Annotated in this window: 15 protein-coding genes; 13 read left to right on the forward strand and 2 right to left on the reverse strand. The window is 66.2% G+C overall.

The window, feature by feature from the left end:
- Positions 1 to 100: 100 nt before the first annotated feature.
- A complete protein-coding gene (locus Q9R17_RS10825; RefSeq protein ID WP_308154653.1) occupies positions 101 to 1,522 on the reverse strand; it encodes a DEAD/DEAH box helicase in 1,422 nt (473 codons plus the stop codon).
- Positions 1,523 to 2,401: 879 nt separating this feature from the next.
- On the opposite strand from Q9R17_RS10825, the gene Q9R17_RS10830 reads away from it, so the two are divergent.
- Together Q9R17_RS10830 and maiA are read left to right on the forward strand one after the other, a co-directional pair.
- Complete coding sequence (locus Q9R17_RS10830; RefSeq protein ID WP_308154654.1) at positions 2,402 to 3,391, forward strand: fumarylacetoacetate hydrolase family protein; 990 nt, start codon at positions 2,402 to 2,404, stop codon at positions 3,389 to 3,391.
- Between the two features lie 14 nt (positions 3,392 to 3,405).
- On the forward strand, positions 3,406 to 4,074 hold the full coding sequence (maiA, locus tag Q9R17_RS10835) for a maleylacetoacetate isomerase (protein WP_308154655.1): 669 nt from the start codon (positions 3,406 to 3,408) through the stop codon (positions 4,072 to 4,074).
- 42 nt (positions 4,075 to 4,116) lie between these two features.
- Here maiA and Q9R17_RS10840 read toward each other — a convergent pair whose 3' ends face one another.
- Complete coding sequence (locus Q9R17_RS10840; RefSeq protein WP_308154656.1) at positions 4,117 to 5,244, reverse strand: PilT/PilU family type 4a pilus ATPase; 1,128 nt, start codon at positions 5,242 to 5,244, stop codon at positions 4,117 to 4,119.
- A 122-nt stretch (positions 5,245 to 5,366) separates the two neighbouring features.
- Between Q9R17_RS10840 and Q9R17_RS10845 the strand changes: the two genes are divergently transcribed.
- The 11 genes from Q9R17_RS10845 to Q9R17_RS10895 all read left to right on the forward strand — a co-directional run bounded on the left by Q9R17_RS10845 (position 5,367) and on the right by Q9R17_RS10895 (position 17,134).
- Positions 5,367 to 5,732: a DUF4398 domain-containing protein gene (locus Q9R17_RS10845; protein ID WP_308158327.1), complete on the forward strand. Its 366-nt coding sequence runs from the start codon at positions 5,367 to 5,369 to the stop codon at positions 5,730 to 5,732.
- A complete protein-coding gene (locus Q9R17_RS10850; protein ID WP_308154657.1) occupies positions 5,729 to 6,613 on the forward strand; it encodes a hypothetical protein in 885 nt (294 codons plus the stop codon). The genes Q9R17_RS10845 and Q9R17_RS10850 overlap by 4 nt, the downstream gene beginning before the upstream one ends.
- A gap of 324 nt (positions 6,614 to 6,937) precedes the next feature.
- Complete coding sequence (locus Q9R17_RS10855) at positions 6,938 to 7,174, forward strand: YdcH family protein (RefSeq protein ID WP_308154658.1); 237 nt, start codon at positions 6,938 to 6,940, stop codon at positions 7,172 to 7,174.
- A 292-nt stretch (positions 7,175 to 7,466) separates the two neighbouring features.
- Complete coding sequence (locus tag Q9R17_RS10860; protein WP_308154659.1) at positions 7,467 to 8,837, forward strand: pyridoxal-phosphate dependent enzyme; 1,371 nt, start codon at positions 7,467 to 7,469, stop codon at positions 8,835 to 8,837.
- 123 nt (positions 8,838 to 8,960) lie between these two features.
- Positions 8,961 to 10,139 carry a cystathionine gamma-synthase gene (locus tag Q9R17_RS10865; RefSeq protein ID WP_308154660.1) on the forward strand — a complete coding sequence of 393 codons (1,179 nt, stop codon included), beginning with the start codon at positions 8,961 to 8,963 and terminating at the stop codon, positions 10,137 to 10,139.
- Positions 10,140 to 10,144: 5 nt separating this feature from the next.
- Positions 10,145 to 10,975, forward strand: a complete 831-nt coding sequence (locus tag Q9R17_RS10870; protein WP_308158328.1) for an ABC transporter permease — start codon at positions 10,145 to 10,147, stop codon at positions 10,973 to 10,975.
- Positions 10,965 to 12,338 carry an ABC transporter ATP-binding protein gene (locus tag Q9R17_RS10875; protein WP_308154661.1) on the forward strand — a complete coding sequence of 458 codons (1,374 nt, stop codon included), beginning with the start codon at positions 10,965 to 10,967 and terminating at the stop codon, positions 12,336 to 12,338. Before Q9R17_RS10870 ends, Q9R17_RS10875 begins: the two co-directional genes overlap by 11 nt.
- The gene (locus Q9R17_RS10880) at positions 12,335 to 12,916 is read left to right on the forward strand and encodes a CatB-related O-acetyltransferase (protein ID WP_308154662.1); all 582 of its coding nucleotides are present in this window, start codon (positions 12,335 to 12,337) and stop codon (positions 12,914 to 12,916) included. The genes Q9R17_RS10875 and Q9R17_RS10880 overlap by 4 nt, the downstream gene beginning before the upstream one ends.
- A 34-nt stretch (positions 12,917 to 12,950) precedes the next feature.
- The gene (locus Q9R17_RS10885) at positions 12,951 to 13,973 is read left to right on the forward strand and encodes a class I SAM-dependent methyltransferase (RefSeq protein ID WP_308154663.1); all 1,023 of its coding nucleotides are present in this window, start codon (positions 12,951 to 12,953) and stop codon (positions 13,971 to 13,973) included.
- A 144-nt stretch (positions 13,974 to 14,117) separates the two neighbouring features.
- Positions 14,118 to 15,437, forward strand: coding sequence for a glycoside hydrolase family 99-like domain-containing protein (locus tag Q9R17_RS10890; RefSeq protein ID WP_308154664.1), 1,320 nt, complete (start codon positions 14,118 to 14,120; stop codon positions 15,435 to 15,437).
- Entirely contained in the window at positions 15,434 to 17,134 is a 1,701-nt protein-coding gene (locus Q9R17_RS10895; protein ID WP_308154665.1) for a rhamnan synthesis F family protein, read from the forward strand. The genes Q9R17_RS10890 and Q9R17_RS10895 overlap by 4 nt, the downstream gene beginning before the upstream one ends.
- The last annotated feature ends 60 nt before the right edge of the window (positions 17,135 to 17,194 follow it).

Below are 17,194 nucleotides of genomic sequence, written 5' to 3' on the forward strand. Positions count from 1 at the left end.
TTGTAGATCCACGCCATGCGTGGATCCACAGCGGCTGCCGGCAACAAAAAAGGGACGACGCTTTCGCGTCGTCCCTCGATCAGCGTTCCGGACCGCGGTATCAACCGGCGCGGTTGCCACCGCCGTTGCCGCCCTGGCCGCGGCCACGACCGCCGCCGTTGCCACCACCGCCACGGCGCTGGCCCTGGCCGGCACCGGCGCGCTGCTGGCCGTTGCCAGCGCCCTCGCGGCGGCCACCACCGGCCTTCTTCGGGCCGGCGTGCGCGTGACGCGGCGCATCGCCATGCGGGCGGCGCGCGTGGTGCTTGCGCGGTGCGCGGTCGCCGGTATCGTGCTCGGCCTTGCCCGGCGCACTGTTGCCCCAGCGGATCGGCGTCTGCAGTTCGAAGCCCGGCACATCGCGGATTTCCATGTCGCGGCCCAGCAGGCGCACGATGGCGCGCAGCAGCTTCACTTCATCCTGCGCCACCAGCGAAACCGCTTCGCCGGTCGAGCCATTGCGGCCGGTGCGGCCGATGCGGTGCACGTAATCCTCGGCCACCATCGGCAGGTCGAAGTTGATCACCTTCGGCAGCTCGTTGATGTCGATGCCGCGCGCGGCGATATCGGTGGCCACCAGCACGGTCACCCGGCCGGCCTTGAAGTCACCCAGCGCACGCAGGCGCTGGCCCTGGCTCTTGTTGCCATGGATCGCGGCGGTCTTGATGCCCGACTTTTCCAGGAACGTGGCCAGCTTGTCGCTGCCATGCTTGGTACGTGCGAACACCAGTGTCTGCTGGCGGCTGTCCTGCGCCAGCAGGTGCAGCAGCAGGTCGCGCTTGCGGCTGGCGTCGACCGGGTGCACGCGGTGGGTGATGGTTTCGGCCACCGTGTTCTTCGGCGTCACCTGGATCTGTTCCGGGTTGCGCATGAACTCCAGCGCCAGCTGGCGGATGTTGTCCTCGAAGGTGGCCGAGAACAGCAGGGTCTGCCGGTTCTGCTTGGGCAGCTTGGCCAGGATGCGCTTGATCGAGGGCAGGAAGCCCATGTCGAGCATGCGGTCGGCTTCGTCCAGCACCAGCAGTTCGATGCCGGACAGGTCCACGCTGCGACGCTCCAGGTGGTCGATCAGGCGGCCCGGGCAGGCCACCAGCAGGTCCACGCCGCGGCGCAGGATGTCCAGCTGGTTGCCCATGCCCACACCACCGTAGATGCAGGCGCTGGGGATGCGCAGGTACTTGCTGTAGCCACGCAGGCTGTCATGCACCTGGGTGGCCAGTTCGCGGGTCGGGGCCAGGATCAGCGCGCGCGGCTTGCGCGGGCCGCCGGCACGCACTTCCTGCGGCGCGGTGCCCAGGTGCTGCAGCAGCGGCAGGCCGAAGGCGGCGGTCTTGCCGGTGCCGGTCTGTGCACCGGCCAGCAGGTCACGGCCGGCCAGCGCCAGCGGGATCGCCTGCTGCTGGATCGGGGTCGGGTTTTCGTAGCCCTGCTCGGCGAGCGCGCGCAGCAGGAAGGGCGCCAGGCCCAGCGATTCAAAAGACATTGAGAGTGCTCCAAAGACAAAGATCGCCTGGCCGAATGGCCAGACGTGGGCAGATCGAACTGATCGGCCGACTCGGAGCGTTCCCGTGAACCGCGCTGCGAGAAATTGGGTGCAGCCGGCGCGGTGCGCAGACTGGAATGCGGGGCGAACGGCGTCGGAGTGGGGGCGGGCGAGGGGTCGGGTGACCTGGCTCGCCGGCGGTCCCGAAGGGAAACGGACGGCCGCTGCAGACCTGCATAGTCTAGCCGATGGTTGAGACCGGCGCAAAAAGGCCTGTTCAGGTAAGGGGTTCTCTCTGCAGGGCTGCGCCCTGCACCCGCAGAGGGCGAAGCAACGTCAACGTCAACGTCAAAAGCGGATTTCCTGAGGGATGGCGGGGTGGGGCCGGTGGCGGGAGACGCCGTAAACCCGTCCATGGGGGCTTGGCCGCGGCATCCCTGCTGCGGACACTCCCGTCCCCGGCCCCACCCCGCCTCCGGCACTTCCCCGTGATCTGTAGATCCACGCCATGCGTGGATGGATCTCCATCGAAATCGGGTATTTCTGGAATGCATCGAAGCACATCCACGCATGGCGTGGATCTACCGGCCATCTGTCGAAGGCGGGGCACTGTGGGTTTGCGGGGTGTGAGCGGCATGGATGCCGCGACCAAGCCCCCAGGGATGGGTTCACGGCGTCCCCGCGAACCCACAGTGTCCCGCCATCCCACGGAATGCCGGCCGTTGCTTCGGCGGTTGACTTGGCTTGAAGCAGGTGCAGGGCGCAGCCCTGCCGGACCCCGCCTGCGGTAGGGTGTCCGGATGCCGCGCTGCAGCTTGGTTCTGGCGCGCATTTGATTACACTTGAAACTTGTTTGCCCATCATCCGGACACCCACCCCATGAAGCTTGGTTCACTGAAGGAAGGCGGCCGCGACGGCACCCTGATCGTGGTTTCGCGCGACCTCGCGCACGGCGTGCGCGCCACCGGCATCGCCGCGACCCTGCAGCAGGCGCTGGAGGACTGGAGCCATGTCGCACCGCGCCTGAATGCCCTGTACGAGTCGCTCAACGCCGGCGACGCCGATGGCGTGTTCGACATCGATCCGCAGGCGCTGGCCGCACCGCTGCCGCGCGCGTATGAATTCGTCGATGGCAGCGCCTACCTGCCGCACGTGGAGCGCGTCCGCCGCGCCCGTGGCGCCGAGGTGCCGGAAAGCTTCTATACCGATCCGCTGATGTACCAGGCCACCAGCGCCGGCTTCTACGGCCCGCGCGATGCGGTGAAGGTGGTCAGCGAGGACTACGGCATCGACCTGGAAGCCGAGCTGGTGGTCATCACCGACGACGTGCCGATGGCGGTCACCCCGGAGCAGGCCGCCGGCCATATCCAGCTGATCGGCCTGGTCAACGATGTCTCGCTGCGCAACCTGATCCCGGGCGAACTGGCCAAGGGCTTCGGCTTCCTGCAGTCCAAGCCGCGCTCGGCGCTGTCGCCGGTGTTCGTCACCCCCGATGAGCTGGGCGGGGCCTGGCAGGACAGCAAGGTGCACCTGCCGCTGCTGACCCACATCAACGGCGCCTGGTTCGGCGCACCGGAAGCGGGCGTGGACATGCAGTTCAACTTCGCCCAGCTGGTGGCGCACGCAGCGAAAACCCGTCCGCTCGGCGCCGGCACCATCGTCGGCTCGGGCACCATCGCCAACGAGGACACCAGCAAGGGCGCATCCTGTTTTGCCGAGCAGCGCACGGTGGAAACCCTGCGCGACGGCAAGCCGAGCACGCCGTTCATGTCCTTCGGCGATGTGGTCCGTATCGAGATGCTTGATGCGGCAGGCAACAGCCTCTTCGGTGCGATCGAACAGCGCATCGAACAGGCCGCCAAGCCCTGAGCGCGGAGGCGGCGATGGTGATCGAGGTGGACGATGGCATCGTCCTGCATACCTACTGGCGTTCCAGCGCCGCCTACCGCGTGCGGATCGGCCTGGCCCTGAAGGGCCTGGCCTGGCAGGCGCGGCCGGTGCACCTGGTGCGTGACGGCGGCGAGCAGCACGGCGCGGCGTACCGGGCGCTCAATCCGCAGCAGCTGGTACCGACCCTGGAGCACGAGGGGCAGGTGCTGACCCAGTCGCTGGCCATCCTGGAATACCTGGACGAGCGCTTCCCGCAGGTGCCGCTGCTGCCGGCCGATGCGGCCGGGCGGGCGCGGGTGCGGGCACTGGCCCAGCTGGTGGCCTGCGACATCCATCCGATCAACAACCTGCGGGTCATGCAGTACCTGGAGCGCGACCTGCAGCTGCCGGCACCGGCCCGCACGCAGTGGACCGCGCACTGGATGGTGGAAGGCTTCGCCGCGATGGAAGCGATGCTGGCCGGCAGCGCCGCTACCGGCACGTTCTGCCACGGCGACCGCCCCGGCCTGGCCGATGCCTGCCTGCTGCCGCAGCTGTACAACGCCCACCGCTTCAACGTGGACCTGGCGCCGTACCCGACCCTGCGCCGCATCGAGGCCGCCTGCCAGGCGCTGGACGCCTTCGTGCAGGCACGGCCGGAAAACCAGGCCGACGCCGCCTGAGGTACTGCGGGGTTCGCCGGGCACTCCCCGGCAGCCTCCCGGTCAGAATCCGTGGGTGATCGTCGGCTGGCCAGCCGAGTAATCCGCATACGGGTCGTGTTCGCCGCTGCTGCCCTCGGACAGGCGGAACTTCAACGCCAGCCCGTCGCGTGAATCGGCCGCGCGCAGCGCTTCTTCCTGGTCGATGGTGCCGGCCTTGGCCAGCCGGAACAGGCACTGGTCGAAGCTTTCCATGCCTTCCTCCAGCGAGGCCTCCATCGCGGCCTTGATCTCGTGCACCTGGCCGCGGCGCAGCAGGTCGCGGATCAGCGGGGTGTTGATCAGCACCTCGGTGGCCGGCAGCCGGCGCCCGTCCTTGTTCTTCACCAGGCGCTGGCTGATCACCGCGCGCAGGTTCAGCGACAGGTTCATCAGCACGTTGCGGTGCGCGCTTTCCGGGAAGAAGTTGAGGATGCGCTCGATCGTCTGGTCGGCATTGTTGGAGTGCAGCGTGGCCAGGCACAGGTGGCCGGTCTCGGCGAAGGCGATGGCCGCCTCCATCGTTTCCGCATCCAGGATCTCGCCGATCAGGATCACGTCCGGGGCTTCACGCATCGCGTTCTTCAGCGCGTTGTGGAAGGCATGGGTGTCCAGCCCGACCTCGCGCTGGTTGACGATGGACAGCTTGTGCTTGTGCAGGTACTCGATCGGGTCCTCGATGGTGAGGATGTGCCCGGTGGTCGTGCTGTTGCGGTGGTCGATCATCGAGGCCAGCGAGGTCGACTTGCCCGAGCCGGTGGAGCCGACCACCAGCACCAGCCCGCGCGGGGTCATGATGACGTCCTTGAGCACCTGCGGCAGGTTCAGCTCTTCGATGCTGGGAATCTTGCTGCGGATGGCGCGGATGACCATGCCCACTTCGCCGCGCTGCTTGAACACGTTGACGCGGAAGCGCCCGGCGTCGGGCAGGGCGATGGCCATGTTCAGTTCCAGCTCGCGCTCGAACTGGGGCACCTGGCCCTCGTCCATCAGCGAGTAGGCGATCTTCTTGACCATGCCCGGCGGCAGGCCGGTATTGCCCAGCGGATACAGCTTGCCTTCGATCTTGATATAGACCGGTGCCCCGGTGGTCAGGAACATGTCCGAGGCGTTCTTTTCGGTCATCAGCTTCAGGAAGTAGCCGATATCCATCGCGAATTTTCCCCAACGAAACCGCCGGGCACCATTGCAAGCACGGCGCCAGCTTGACGACAATGGCCGCGTACCGACAACCGGGCACGGCCTCCCCAATGAAACGACTTAGCTTCGCACAAATGCGCCAGGGCCTGTATGTGATGGCCTTTGCATTCGCGGCCTCTGGCCCGGTGATGGCGCAGGATGGCGCCCTGGAACTGGCCCAGGCCCGCCAGGCGGTGGACCGCGCCACCCAGGCCGATGCCGACCAGTACGCGCCGGACCTGCTGGACATGGCCCGGCAGGGCCTGGAACAGGCCCAGCGTGCCGCCGGCGACCGCCGGGAACGCAAGAACGCCCCGGCGCTGGCCCTGCGTGCCGCCGCGGACGCCGATCTGGCCCGCGCCCGCAGCGAGGAAGCCACCACCACCGCGCAGCTGCAGCTGCGCCGCAACGAAGTCACCAAGCTGCAGCGCCAGCTGGGGACCGGGGAGGACCGCCGTTGAAGCCGATCCGCACGCTGATCCTGGCCGGCCTGCTGGCCGCGCCGCTGCTGGCCGTTGCCGCTGAAGACCCGCTGGTGGGCCAGCTGACCCAGCGCCTGGTGAGCATCCAGGCCAATCCCGACACCGCCGAGCTGGCAGCCTTCGAGCGCATGCAGGCCCAGCAGGCCATCACCACCCTGGTCCAGGCCAAGCGCCGCGACCGCGAGCTGGCTGCCTACCTGGCCGAGCGCCGTGTCGAGATCGCCGAAACCACCGTGCGTTCGGCGCTGGCCGCGCGCGAGGTGGACCGCCTGGAGCGCACCCGCAGCGACCTGCTGATCGAAGCCAGCCGCCGCGATGCCGCCCGTGCCCGCCAGGAAGCCGAGCAGCTGCGCATGCAGGCACAGATGCAGGCCGAGGAAGCCGAGCGCCAGCGCCAGGCCGCCGAGGCCGAGGCCCTGGCCCGGCAGGATGCCGAGGCCGCGCTGAGCAGCGTGGCCGGCAAGCAGCAGCAGCGCCTGAGCAGCGCCCAGCAGAACGCGGCCAAGCTGGCCCGCGAGGAAGCCGAGCTGGTGTCCGGGCAGAAGCTGCCGGGGGCGAAGTTCGACAGCCGCGGCGAAGTGTTCACTTTCGCGGGCGATGCCTTCGCCGCCGGTGCCGCCGGCCTGTCCGGTGGCGCGAAGAACCAGGCCAAGGCACTGGCCGAGTACCTGAATATCGGCAAGAAGGGCCGGGTCCGCATCGAGGCCTACGACAATGCCAACGGGGTCGGCCAGAAGCGTGCCGAAGCCCTGCGCGATGCCCTGGTGGCCGGCGGTGTCGCCAGCAGCCGGGTGCAGGTGGTCGGCAAGAAGGCGCCCTCCACCAAGGCCCGTTCGGCTGAACTGATCGTGGTGCCGTAACCGACTGATTCTGTTTGTTTTTCGTTGTCCCGTGCATTCAGGCTGAACCCCGCCACGGCGGGGTTCGGTCTTTTTGTCGCAGGTGCTTGAAGCCGCCCCCGCACAGGCGTAGGGTCAATCGTCCGGGACGCAATGCCGCGGACCCGGACGTAGGGAGGGCCGGGCCGATGCAATCAGGGCGCCAACCGCAGCAGGCCGACGTGCGCAGGCCAGTGCCGCAGGCTGCCGTGGTCGCCGTTCCCGGTGTCGACCGGCACTCTTCCCTGTTCAACGCCCCGTGCCTTGCGGCCGGGGCGTTCGTGTTTCTGCAGAAGGAGGTCCACCATGTTTGAAGATCAGCCCCAGAGCGAGATCGACGCCCGTCGTGCGCGAGATCCCGAGTTCAGGCTCCTCCATGACCAGCACCGGAAGTTGAACAAGAAGTGCATGGATGCCGAACTGGGCGTGCTCCCGATCGATGATGTCACCCTGGGTCGCATGAAGCGCGAGAAGCTTCTGGCCAAGCAACGCCTCCTGCGCATGTACGAAACGCCGTTGCCGTCGGCGTCCGCCGCCCCCTGAGGATCTCCCGGGGCCGCGCCTGGACCGGCGCGGCCCGGCCACTGAAGGCCCTGCAGCCAGGCCCCTGTGCCGGCTGTGCCCGGGCACCCCATGACGGCGGTGCCCGGGTGGTATGTCCCAACGATGCGGGCGGTACCGGTCTCCTCGTCGGGCGGGACCGCCCGCATCCCCCGACCTGCCCGATCCGGGCCGGATGTGCCCGTCGATAGGCCATTGCTACCCCTGACTTTCGGCGTCATCCGTCGGATAATCGACTGTCCGGCCCTGCGTGGCGCGAATCGAAAGTCTCCGAATGCCCATCCATTCTTCCGTTCTCGAACTCATTGGCCAGACCCCGATCGTCAAGGCCCAGCGCCTGGATGCGGGGGTGTGCGAGCTGTACCTGAAGCTCGAAAGCGCCAACCCGGGCGGGTCGATCAAGGATCGCATCGGCCTGTCGATGATCGAGGCGGCGGAAAAGCGCGGCGAACTGAGCCCCGGGGCCACCCTGGTGGAAGGCACCGCCGGCAACACCGGCCTGGGCCTGGCGCTGGTGGCCCAGCAGAAGGGCTACAAGCTGATCCTGGTGGTCCCGGACAAGATGAGCCGGGAAAAGATCTTCAACCTCAAGGCCATGGGGGCCGAGGTACGCCTGACCCGGTCGGACGTGGCCAAGGGCCACCCGGAGTACTACCAGGATCTGGCAAAGACCATCGCCGAGCAGACCCCGGGCGCCTACTTCATCAACCAGTTCGGCAACCCGGACAACCCGGCCGCGCATGAGTTCGGCACCGGCCCGGAAATCCTGGAACAGATGGAGGGCGACCTGGACGCGATCGTGTTCGGCTGCGGCAGCTCGGGCACCATGACCGGCCTGTCGCGCGCCTTCGCCAAGCTGTCGCCGAAGACCGAGCTGGTGCTGGCCGACCCGGTCGGCTCGATCCTGGCCGAGTACATCAACGACGGCAACCTCAACGACAAGTCGGGCAGCTGGCTGGTGGAAGGCATCGGCGAGGATTTCCTGCCGTCGATCTCCGATTTCAGCCGCGTCAAGAAGGCCTACGCCATCACCGACGGCGAGAGCTTCCACACCGCGCGCGAGCTGCTGGGCAAGGAAGGCATCCTGGGCGGTTCGTCCACCGGCACCCTGCTGGCCGCGGCGCTGAAGTACTGCCGTGAGCAGACCACGCCGAAAAAGGTGCTGGTGCTGGTGCCGGACACCGGCAACAAGTACCTGTCCAAGATGTACAACGACTACTGGATGCTGGACAACGGCTTCCTGCAGCGCCCGCAGCACGGCGATCTGCGCGACCTGATCCTGCGTCCCTACGGCCAGCGCGATACTGTCGTGATCGGCCCGAACGACCTGCTGACCACGGCCTACCAGCGCATGAAGCTGTATGACGTGTCGCAGCTGCCGGTGATGGACGGCGACCAGCTGGTCGGCATCGTCGATGAAAGCGACGTGCTGCTGCACGTGTATGGCGACGAATCGCGTTTCCGCGACACGGTGTCCACCGCCATGGTCAGCAAGCTGGACCGCCTGGACGTGAAATCGCCCATCGAGGCGCTGCTGCCGGTGTTCGACCGTGGCCAGGTGGCCATCGTCATGAACGGGGATGTCTTCCTGGGCCTGATCACCCGTATCGACCTGCTGAACTATCTGCGCCGCCGCGTCCAGTAACGCGACGTTTGCCGCAGATATCGACTCAATTCGTGTTTATCCGCGTCAAAGTCCGTTAAGGACGCGCTGGTAGACTTCCGCTCCTTTGACGGCGCCCCGCACGGGCGCCAAGCAGGAAACGCCATGTCCGATACCTCCACCCGTTCGCTGGCCCTGGCCACCCTGGCCATCCATGGCGGGCAGTCGCCCGACCCCAGCACCGGTGCGGTGATGCCGCCGATCTATGCGACCTCCACCTATGCGCAGTCCAGCCCGGGCGAGCACCAGGGCTTCGAGTATTCGCGTACCCACAACCCGACGCGCTTTGCCTATGAGCGCTGCGTGGCCGCGCTGGAAGGCGGTACCCGCGGTTTCGCCTTCGCCTCGGGCATGGCCGCCAGTTCCACCGTGATCGAGCTGCTCGATGCCGGCAGCCATGTGGTGGCGATGGATGACATCTACGGGGGCAGCTTCCGCCTGTTCGAGCGCGTGCGCCGCCGCACCGCCGGGCTGGATTTCAGCTTCGTGGACCTGACCGACCTGGCCGCCTTCGAAGCGTCGATCACGCCGAAGACGAAGATGGTCTGGATCGAAACCCCGACCAACCCGATGCTCAAGATCGTGGACATCGCCGCGGTGGCCGCCATCGCCAAGCGCCATGGCCTGATCGTGGTGGTGGACAACACCTTCGCCTCGCCGATGCTGCAGCGCCCGCTGGCGCTGGGCGCGGACCTGGTGCTGCACTCGGCCACCAAGTACCTCAACGGCCATTCGGACATGGTCGGTGGCATGGTGGTGGTCGGTGACAACGCCGAACTGGCCGAGCAGATGGCCTTCCTGCAGAACTCCATCGGCGGCGTGCAGGGCCCGTTCGACAGCTTCCTGGCGCTGCGTGGCCTGAAGACCCTGCCGCTGCGCATGAAGGCGCACTGCGCCAACGCGCTGGCCCTGGCGCAGTGGCTGGAAACGCACCCGGCCATCGAGAAGGTGATCTACCCGGGCCTGCCCTCGCACCCGCAGCACGCGCTGGCCGGCACGCAGATGGCCGGTTACGGCGGCATCGTCTCGATCGTGCTCAAGGGCGGTTTCGAGGCGGCCAAGCGCTTCTGCGAGAAGACCGAGCTGTTCACCCTGGCCGAATCGCTGGGCGGCGTGGAAAGCCTGGTCAACCACCCGGCGGTGATGACCCACGCCTCGATCCCGGTCGCGCGCCGTGAACAGCTGGGCATCAGCGATGCGCTGGTGCGCCTGAGCGTGGGCGTGGAAGAGCTGGGGGACCTGCAGGTGGATCTGGAGCGGACGCTGGCAGGTGCCACCGCGTGAACCAGATGACCGTGTCATCCGCCGGTGTTTCGGTTTCGCCGCTGGCGCTGGTCCGCAGCTTTGCCAGCAATCGCGTGCTGATCTACCAGCTGGCCAAGCGCGAGGTGATCAGCCGCTACCGGGGCTCGTTGATGGGCCTGGCATGGTCCTTCTTCAACCCGTTGCTGATGCTGGCCGTCTATACCTTCGTGTTCTCGGTCGTGTTCAACGCCCGCTGGGGCGGGGACACGGCGCACCGTGGGGATTTCGCGATCATCCTGTTCGTGGGCATCCTGGTGCACGGTATCTTTGCCGAGTGCGTGAACCGTGCCCCCAGCCTGATCGTCGGCAATGCCAGCTATGTCAAACGCGTGGTGTTCCCGCTGGACACGCTGCCCTGGGTGGCCATGGGCGCAGCGCTGTTCCATGCCCTGGTGACCCTGGTCGTGCTGCTGCTGGCCCAGCTGTTGATCCGGGGCGTCCTGCCGGTGACCGCGCTTTACTTCCCGCTGGTCATTTTCCCGTTGGTGCTGTTCACGATGGGGCTGGCCTGGCTGTTGTCGGCGCTGGGTGTCTTCGTCCGCGATATCGGGCAGATGACCGGCATCTTCACCACGGTCCTGCTGTTCCTGGCGCCGGTGTTCTATCCCGTCCACGCCCTGCCCGAATCCATGCGCAAATGGATCTACCTCAATCCGCTCACCTTCATCATCGAGCAGGCCCGTGACGTGCTGATCTGGGGCAAGACGCCGGATTTCATCGGCCTGGGCAAGTACGCGCTGCTCGCTGCGGTCGTTGCCTGGCTCGGCTATGTCTGCTTCCACAAGATGCGCCGAGGTTTTGCCGATGTCATCTAACGCCTCCCCGCGGGAACCGGACGATCTGGCGATCCGCGTTTCCGGTGTCACCAAGTGCTTCCAGGTCTACGCACAGCCGCAGGACCGCTTGAAGCAGGCACTGCTGCCGCGCCTGTCGCGCTTCCTGGGGCGTCCGGCGGGAATGTACTACCGCGAGTTCTGGGCGCTGAAGGGCATCGACTTCGAGGTCCGGCGTGGCGACACGGTCGGCATCATCGGCCGCAACGGCTCGGGCAAATCCACCCTGCTGCAGATCATCTGCGGCACGCTGCAGGCCACGACCGGCGAGGTCAGCGTCCGCGGCCGCGTGGCGGCCCTGCTGGAGCTCGGTGCCGGCTTCAACCCCGAATTCACCGGGCGCGAGAACGTCTACATGAGCGCCTCGATCCTGGGCCTGTCGCGCGAGGATATCGACCGCAAGTACGACGATATCGTCGCCTTTGCCGACATCGGTGATTTCCTCGAGCAGCCGGTAAAGACCTATTCCAGCGGCATGTACGTGCGCCTGGCCTTTGCCGTGATCGCCCATGTGGATGCGGACATCCTGGTGATCGACGAAGCGTTGGCGGTGGGCGATGCCATTTTCGTGCAGAAGTGCATGCGTTACCTGCGCAAGTTCCGCGAGAACGGGACCCTGCTGTTCGTCAGCCACGACACGTCTTCCGTGCTGAATTTCTGCCAGAGTGCGGTCTGGCTGGATCGTGGCGACATGCGCATGCATGGCACCGCGCAGGAAACCTGCAATGCCTACATCGAATACTGTTCCCAGGAAGTCTACGGCGATACCGTAAAGCTGCAGTCGCGGCAGGCAGCAGCCAGTGCGGCGGCCACGCCGGGCGTACCTGCGCCGGCACGCGTGGAAAAGGAACTGAAGGTCGAGCTGTTCGACAATGTGGCCAATTCGGCGGGATGGCAGTCCGGCGTGGCCAGCATCGATGCGGTCACCCTGTGCAACGACCAGGGCGAGCCGTTCACCACGTTCGCCGGTGGCGAGCACGTGGTGCTGAAAATCCGGGCGACGGCGCACGAGCCGCTGAAGAGCCCGCTGATCGGCTTCTTCGTCAAGGACCGCCTGGGCCAGTCGCTGTTCGGTGAGCACACCTATACCTACATCCAGCCTCCCATGGAAGTGGAGGGCGGTACGCGCCTGGAGGCCTCGTTCCGGTTCACCCTGCCACTGCTGCCCAATGGCGAATATTCGATGACCGTATCCATCGCCGACGGCGATCCGTATACCAACACGCAGCATGCATGGTTGCATGACGCGGTGCTGATCCGGGTGGCGTCGCCGAAGCTGCGCTATGGCCTGGTGGGCATCCCCTTCGATGAAGTGACCATGACGCGCGCCGGAGAACCGCAATGAGCACCGGCACGCCCCGCGTGACCGAGGCGCACGGCTTCATTCCGCCCCTGGCCAGCACCGACCCGCGCATCAGCGTGGGGCGCTATACCTACGGGTCGCCGCAGCTGAAGGTGTGGTCCGAAGGCGAACGCATCCAGATCGGCGCGTTCTGTTCGATCGCCGATGACGTGGTGATCTTCGGCGGTGGTGAACACCGGCTGGACTGGGTGACCACCTACCCGCTGCGCATCGCGCTCAATTCTCCCGGCGCCGGCCATGACGGCCACCCGCACACGAAGGGGCCGACCGTCATCGGCAACGATGTCTGGATCGGCCATGGCGCCATGATCGTCTCGGGGGTAACCATCGGTGATGGCGCCTGCATCGGTGCCGGTGCGGTAGTCGCGCGTGATGTGCCGCCCTATGCCATCGTTGCCGGCAATCCCGCCAGGGTCGTACGCACCCGCTATGACGCGCAGACGGTGGCCCGCCTGCAGGCCATCGCCTGGTGGAACTGGCCGATCGACCGCATCCGTTTGTTCGAGTCCCTACTGTGCGGAGGGGACGTCGAGGCGTTCATTTCCGCCGCCGTGGCCTGACCCTGTTATTGACTTCCAAGAACCCAAGCGCCCCATGAACGATTTCCCGCTTTCGAACAGCATGCTGATTTCCCCGCGCGAGGTGTCGTTTAGCGCATGGCTGGGGCATATTCCTTTTGCCTCCTGGCTGGTGGAGCAGCTGCAGCCGCAGTCGATCGTCGAGCTGGGCACCCATCGCGGTTCGTCGTTCCTGGCCTTCTGCCAGGCGGTGCAGGAACAGGGGCAGACCACGCGCGTGTTCGCCATCGATACCTGGGAAGGGGATGAGCACGCCGGCTACTATGGCGATGAGATCTACAACACGCTGCGCGATTACCAGCAGCGCAACTATGCGGGCATTTCCGAGATGCTGCGCATGCGCTTCAATGAGGCCCTTCCCTATTTCGCCGATGGCAGCGTTGACCTGCTGCACATCGATGGTCTGCATACGTATGACGCCGTGCGCGAGGACTTCGAGAGCTGGCTGCCGAAGCTTTCCGACCGTGCCGTGGTGATCTTCCACGACACCTGCGTCCGTGAACGCGGTTTCGGCGTCTGGCAGTACTGGTCCGAAATCAGCAGGCAGTACCCGGCGTTTGAATTCACCCATACCCATGGGCTGGGGGTTCTGCTGGTGGGCAGGCAGCACGTCCCGGCGCTGGCCGACCTGGCGGCCCGTGCCGGCGCTGGCGGCTTCGCCCCGATCAACCGCCTGTTCGATGTCCTGGGCAGCAACATCAAGCGTGCCGAGGAAATCGAGCGTGTCCAGGCCGGTTTGACCGATGCCCGCAGCGAAGTGAACCGCCTGGGTACGCTGGGCCACGAGCTGCAGCAACGCTGCCTGCAGCTGGAACAGGAGGTGCGTGACGGCCGTGAGCGCGTGCGCCTGGCCGAAGAGCAGCTGCAGCTGCAGCGCCAGCAGGCCGAACAGAGTGCGGTGACCATGGAAGGGCTGCGCCGCGTCGTGGCCGAGGAGCGGACCCGGTCCACGGAGGACGTGCAGGCGCTGTTGAGCACGCAGCTCGATGCCCAGAAGCAGAAGCTGGACAAGCTGCTGCGGCCCTGGTGGCGTCGTTGATCGACGCCACGCCCACAGGGCGGCTGCTAGGCTGCCCGGGGATCGAGGAATCCCCCCGCCCCGGTGCTCTGGCGGCGAGGAAAAAACCCCCTGGATTCAACGCCTTCCAGCCCCGTGCCGGGGTGCATGAACCGCTTTTTTGGGATGAATATGTCTGACGTCAAGCCTATCTGCTTCTATCTGCCTCAATACCACCCCGTAGCGGAAAACTCCGAGTGGTGGGGCCCGGGCTTTACCGAATGGACCAATGTTGCAAAAGGCCGGCCCAACTTCGTCGGGCACTACCAGCCGCATATTCCGCGCGAGCTGGGCTTCTATGACCTGCGGTTGATCGACAACATGCGTGCGCAGGCCGAGCTGGCCGCGCTGTATGGCATCCATGGCTTCTGCTTCTACTACTACTGGTTCGATGGCCGCCGCATCCTGGAGCTGCCATTGGACAACTATCTCAAGAGCGACATCGAATTCCCGTTCTGCGTGTGCTGGGCCAACGAGAACTGGACGCGCACCTGGGACGGCCTGGAAAAGGATGTGCTGCTGGAACAGAAGCATGGCGCCGATGAAGACCGCCGCTTCATGGAAGACATCCTGCCGCTGCTGAAGGACCGCCGGGCCATCAAGGTCGATGGCAAGCCCATGCTGCTGGTGTACCGCGCCGACCTGTTCCCCGATGCGAAGGAGACCGTTGAACGCTGGCGCACGGTGGCCCGTGAGCACGGTGTTGGCGAAATCCACCTGGCGGCCGTGCAGTTCTATGGCATCGTGGACCCGCACGAGTGGGGGTTCGATGCAGCGGTCGAGTTCCCGCCGCATACGTTCATCGGTGCTGAAAACCGGGTGACCCACGCCGTGGAGATCACCAACCCGGAGTTCCGCGGCGGCCTGGTGGACTACCGCAAGGTGGTCGCCCAGTCGATCAGCCGTCCCAAGCCGGACTTCCGCTGGTATCGCGGCATCGTGCCTTCCTGGGACAACACGGCGCGGCGCCAGCACACTTCGCACACGCTGGTCGGCGCATCACCGTCGATCTACCAGTACTGGCTCACCCGGCTGGTGGAGTACACGCGCGTGAACAACGCGCCGGAGGACCAGCTGGTGTTCATCAATGCCTGGAACGAGTGGGGCGAAGGCTGCCACCTCGAGCCGGACCTGAAGAACGGGCTGGGTTACCTGGAGGCCACGCATGCGGCGCTTCATGGAACACCGGCCGCCCAGGATGTGCTGATGAAGGACAAGGGCCTGCTGCATGCGGTGGGTGGTGAGCGCATGAAGGCCCTGCTGGAAGACCGTGAACGCCTTGTCAACGACGTGGTGCTGCTGTCGGCCGAAGTGCGGCGGACCAATCCGCAGGGCATTTCGTCGGTGCCGCGCCCGGGCCTGCGTGCGCTGGTCGGACGCTGCCTGCGCCCGTTCCCCCGCCTGCGCACGTTCGCGGTGCGGGTCTATCACGCGTGGAAGGCATGAAGGCGGTCCGCCGCGTTGCTGTTGTTGCCCATTTCGATGCCGAAGGCCGGCTGACCCGTTTCACCCGCGACCTGCTGGACGGCCTGCTGCAGCATGCCGAGCGCATCGTGCTGGTGTCCACCCGGCTTTCGCCGGACGCGGCGGAAAGCCTGGATGCGCGGATCACGGTCATCATCCGCGAGAACGTCGGTTACGACTTCTATTCCTTCCGCACCGGCGTGCTGGCCGTGGAAGGGCTGTATTCCTACGACGAGCTGATCATCGCCAATGACAGCGTGCTGATGATCGACCCGGCAGGCCTGGACCGGGCCTTCGCGAAGATGCGCAACGTCGATTGCGGTGTCTGGGGCATGACCGAGTCCCGCCAGGTCAGCCGCCACCTGCAGTCCTATTTCCTGGTGTTCCGCAGGAATGTGTTCTTCAGCCAGTACTTCCACCAGTTCTGGCGCGATGTGCGCGTGCTCGATGACAAGTGGGAGATCATTCTTTCCTATGAGATCGGCCTGACGCAGTGGCTGCTGCATCACGGCGTGCGGATCGCATCGGCGTTCGAGCCCGATGCGCAGGGCATGCGCAAGCTGACCGCCCGGCTGAAGCGCAAGCGTGAGCGTGATGCCGCCCCGGCCCGGGTGGGGCCCCCGGGGAAGTTCGACATCCAGCAGGCCAACCCCGTCCATTACCTCTGGGACGACCTGTACCGGCAGTTCGGGTTCATCAAGACCGAAGTGCTGCGCGATGACCCCAACGGCGTTGCCGATGTGGGCCTGTCCAACCTGATCGACGACCCTGCGATGCTGGCCCGCGTGGAGGAAGAGGTGGCACGGATGCGCTCAACGCGCAGTACCGCGATGCCACTGGTGACCACCCGCGGCGACGCACCGACGCAGGACGAACTGCAGCGCTATGGTGTCACGGCGATCCGGGCCGACAGCCTCAAGGCGCGTTTTGCGATTGTGCTGCACCTGTACCACATGGACCTGATCGGTGCGATCCATGGCTACATGCGCAACATGATCGTCGACCATGATCTGTTCGTTTCAGTGAAGTCGGTGGCCGACCGGCGGGTCGCCGTCCGTTTCTTCCAGGAACGCAACGTGCGGGCGTTCGTCTATGTGCACCCCAACATCGGCCGTGACGTGGGCCCGTTCGTCAGTCTGCTCAACACCGGCCTGCTCGATCGTTATGACGCGGTGTGCAAGCTGCATTCCAAGAAAAGCGTCTACCACGGTGCTGGCGGCCAGTGGCGCGACGACCTGATGAAATCGCTGCTGGGGTCCTCGCATACGGTGCTGAAGATCCTGCAGGCGTTCACGCATGAACCCGGGTGCGGCATTGTCGGCCCGGAACGGGCCTATGTCAGCAATGCCCGGTTCTGGGGCGGCAACGAGGAGCGCCTGCGGCGGCTGGCGGCCGAGACCGGCATCGAGGATGCATGCATCCGGCTTGGCTTCTTCGCCGGCACGATGTTCTGGTTCCGTCCAGCGGCCTTGAATGCGCTGCGTGAACGTGCGATCTCCCTGGGGGAATTCGATCCCGAAGCGGGGCAGCTCGATGCCACGCTGGCCCACGTGATCGAGCGGCTGTTCGTGTTGTGGATTGAACAGGCCGGCTATTTCGCCGGGACCACACGGGCGCCGGGCGAACGGCTGTGCCACGACGATTACGAAGACCAGGGCATCGCCGTGCTGCCTCCCTGATCGGCCCCGGTCCCGGGTAGGGCCAGTGCACCGGCCGCGCTGTCGCTGGAGCGGGAACCG

Source organism: Stenotrophomonas sp. 24(2023), assembly GCF_030913365.1.
Lineage (GTDB): Bacteria > Pseudomonadota > Gammaproteobacteria > Xanthomonadales > Xanthomonadaceae > Stenotrophomonas.

Bases quoted from the DNA above. Each gene is read 5' to 3' on its own strand.
- Q9R17_RS10825 (WP_308154653.1), bottom strand. From the start codon at position 1,522: ATGTCTTTTGAATCGCTGGGCCTGGCGCCCTTCCTGCTGCGCGCGCTC.
- Q9R17_RS10830 (WP_308154654.1), top strand. From the start codon at position 2,402: ATGAAGCTTGGTTCACTGAAGGAAGGCGGCCGCGACGGCACCCTGATC.
- maiA (WP_308154655.1), top strand. From the start codon at position 3,406: ATGGTGATCGAGGTGGACGATGGCATCGTCCTGCATACCTACTGGCGT.
- Q9R17_RS10840 (WP_308154656.1), bottom strand. From the start codon at position 5,244: ATGGATATCGGCTACTTCCTGAAGCTGATGACCGAAAAGAACGCCTCG.
- Q9R17_RS10845 (WP_308158327.1), top strand. From the start codon at position 5,367: ATGCGCCAGGGCCTGTATGTGATGGCCTTTGCATTCGCGGCCTCTGGC.
- Q9R17_RS10855 (WP_308154658.1), top strand. From the start codon at position 6,938: ATGTTTGAAGATCAGCCCCAGAGCGAGATCGACGCCCGTCGTGCGCGA.
- Q9R17_RS10860 (WP_308154659.1), top strand. From the start codon at position 7,467: ATGCCCATCCATTCTTCCGTTCTCGAACTCATTGGCCAGACCCCGATC.
- Q9R17_RS10865 (WP_308154660.1), top strand. From the start codon at position 8,961: ATGTCCGATACCTCCACCCGTTCGCTGGCCCTGGCCACCCTGGCCATC.
- Q9R17_RS10870 (WP_308158328.1), top strand. From the start codon at position 10,145: ATGACCGTGTCATCCGCCGGTGTTTCGGTTTCGCCGCTGGCGCTGGTC.
- Q9R17_RS10875 (WP_308154661.1), top strand. From the start codon at position 10,965: ATGTCATCTAACGCCTCCCCGCGGGAACCGGACGATCTGGCGATCCGC.
- Q9R17_RS10880 (WP_308154662.1), top strand. From the start codon at position 12,335: ATGAGCACCGGCACGCCCCGCGTGACCGAGGCGCACGGCTTCATTCCG.
- Q9R17_RS10885 (WP_308154663.1), top strand. From the start codon at position 12,951: ATGAACGATTTCCCGCTTTCGAACAGCATGCTGATTTCCCCGCGCGAG.
- Q9R17_RS10890 (WP_308154664.1), top strand. From the start codon at position 14,118: ATGAATATGTCTGACGTCAAGCCTATCTGCTTCTATCTGCCTCAATAC.
- Q9R17_RS10895 (WP_308154665.1), top strand. From the start codon at position 15,434: ATGAAGGCGGTCCGCCGCGTTGCTGTTGTTGCCCATTTCGATGCCGAA.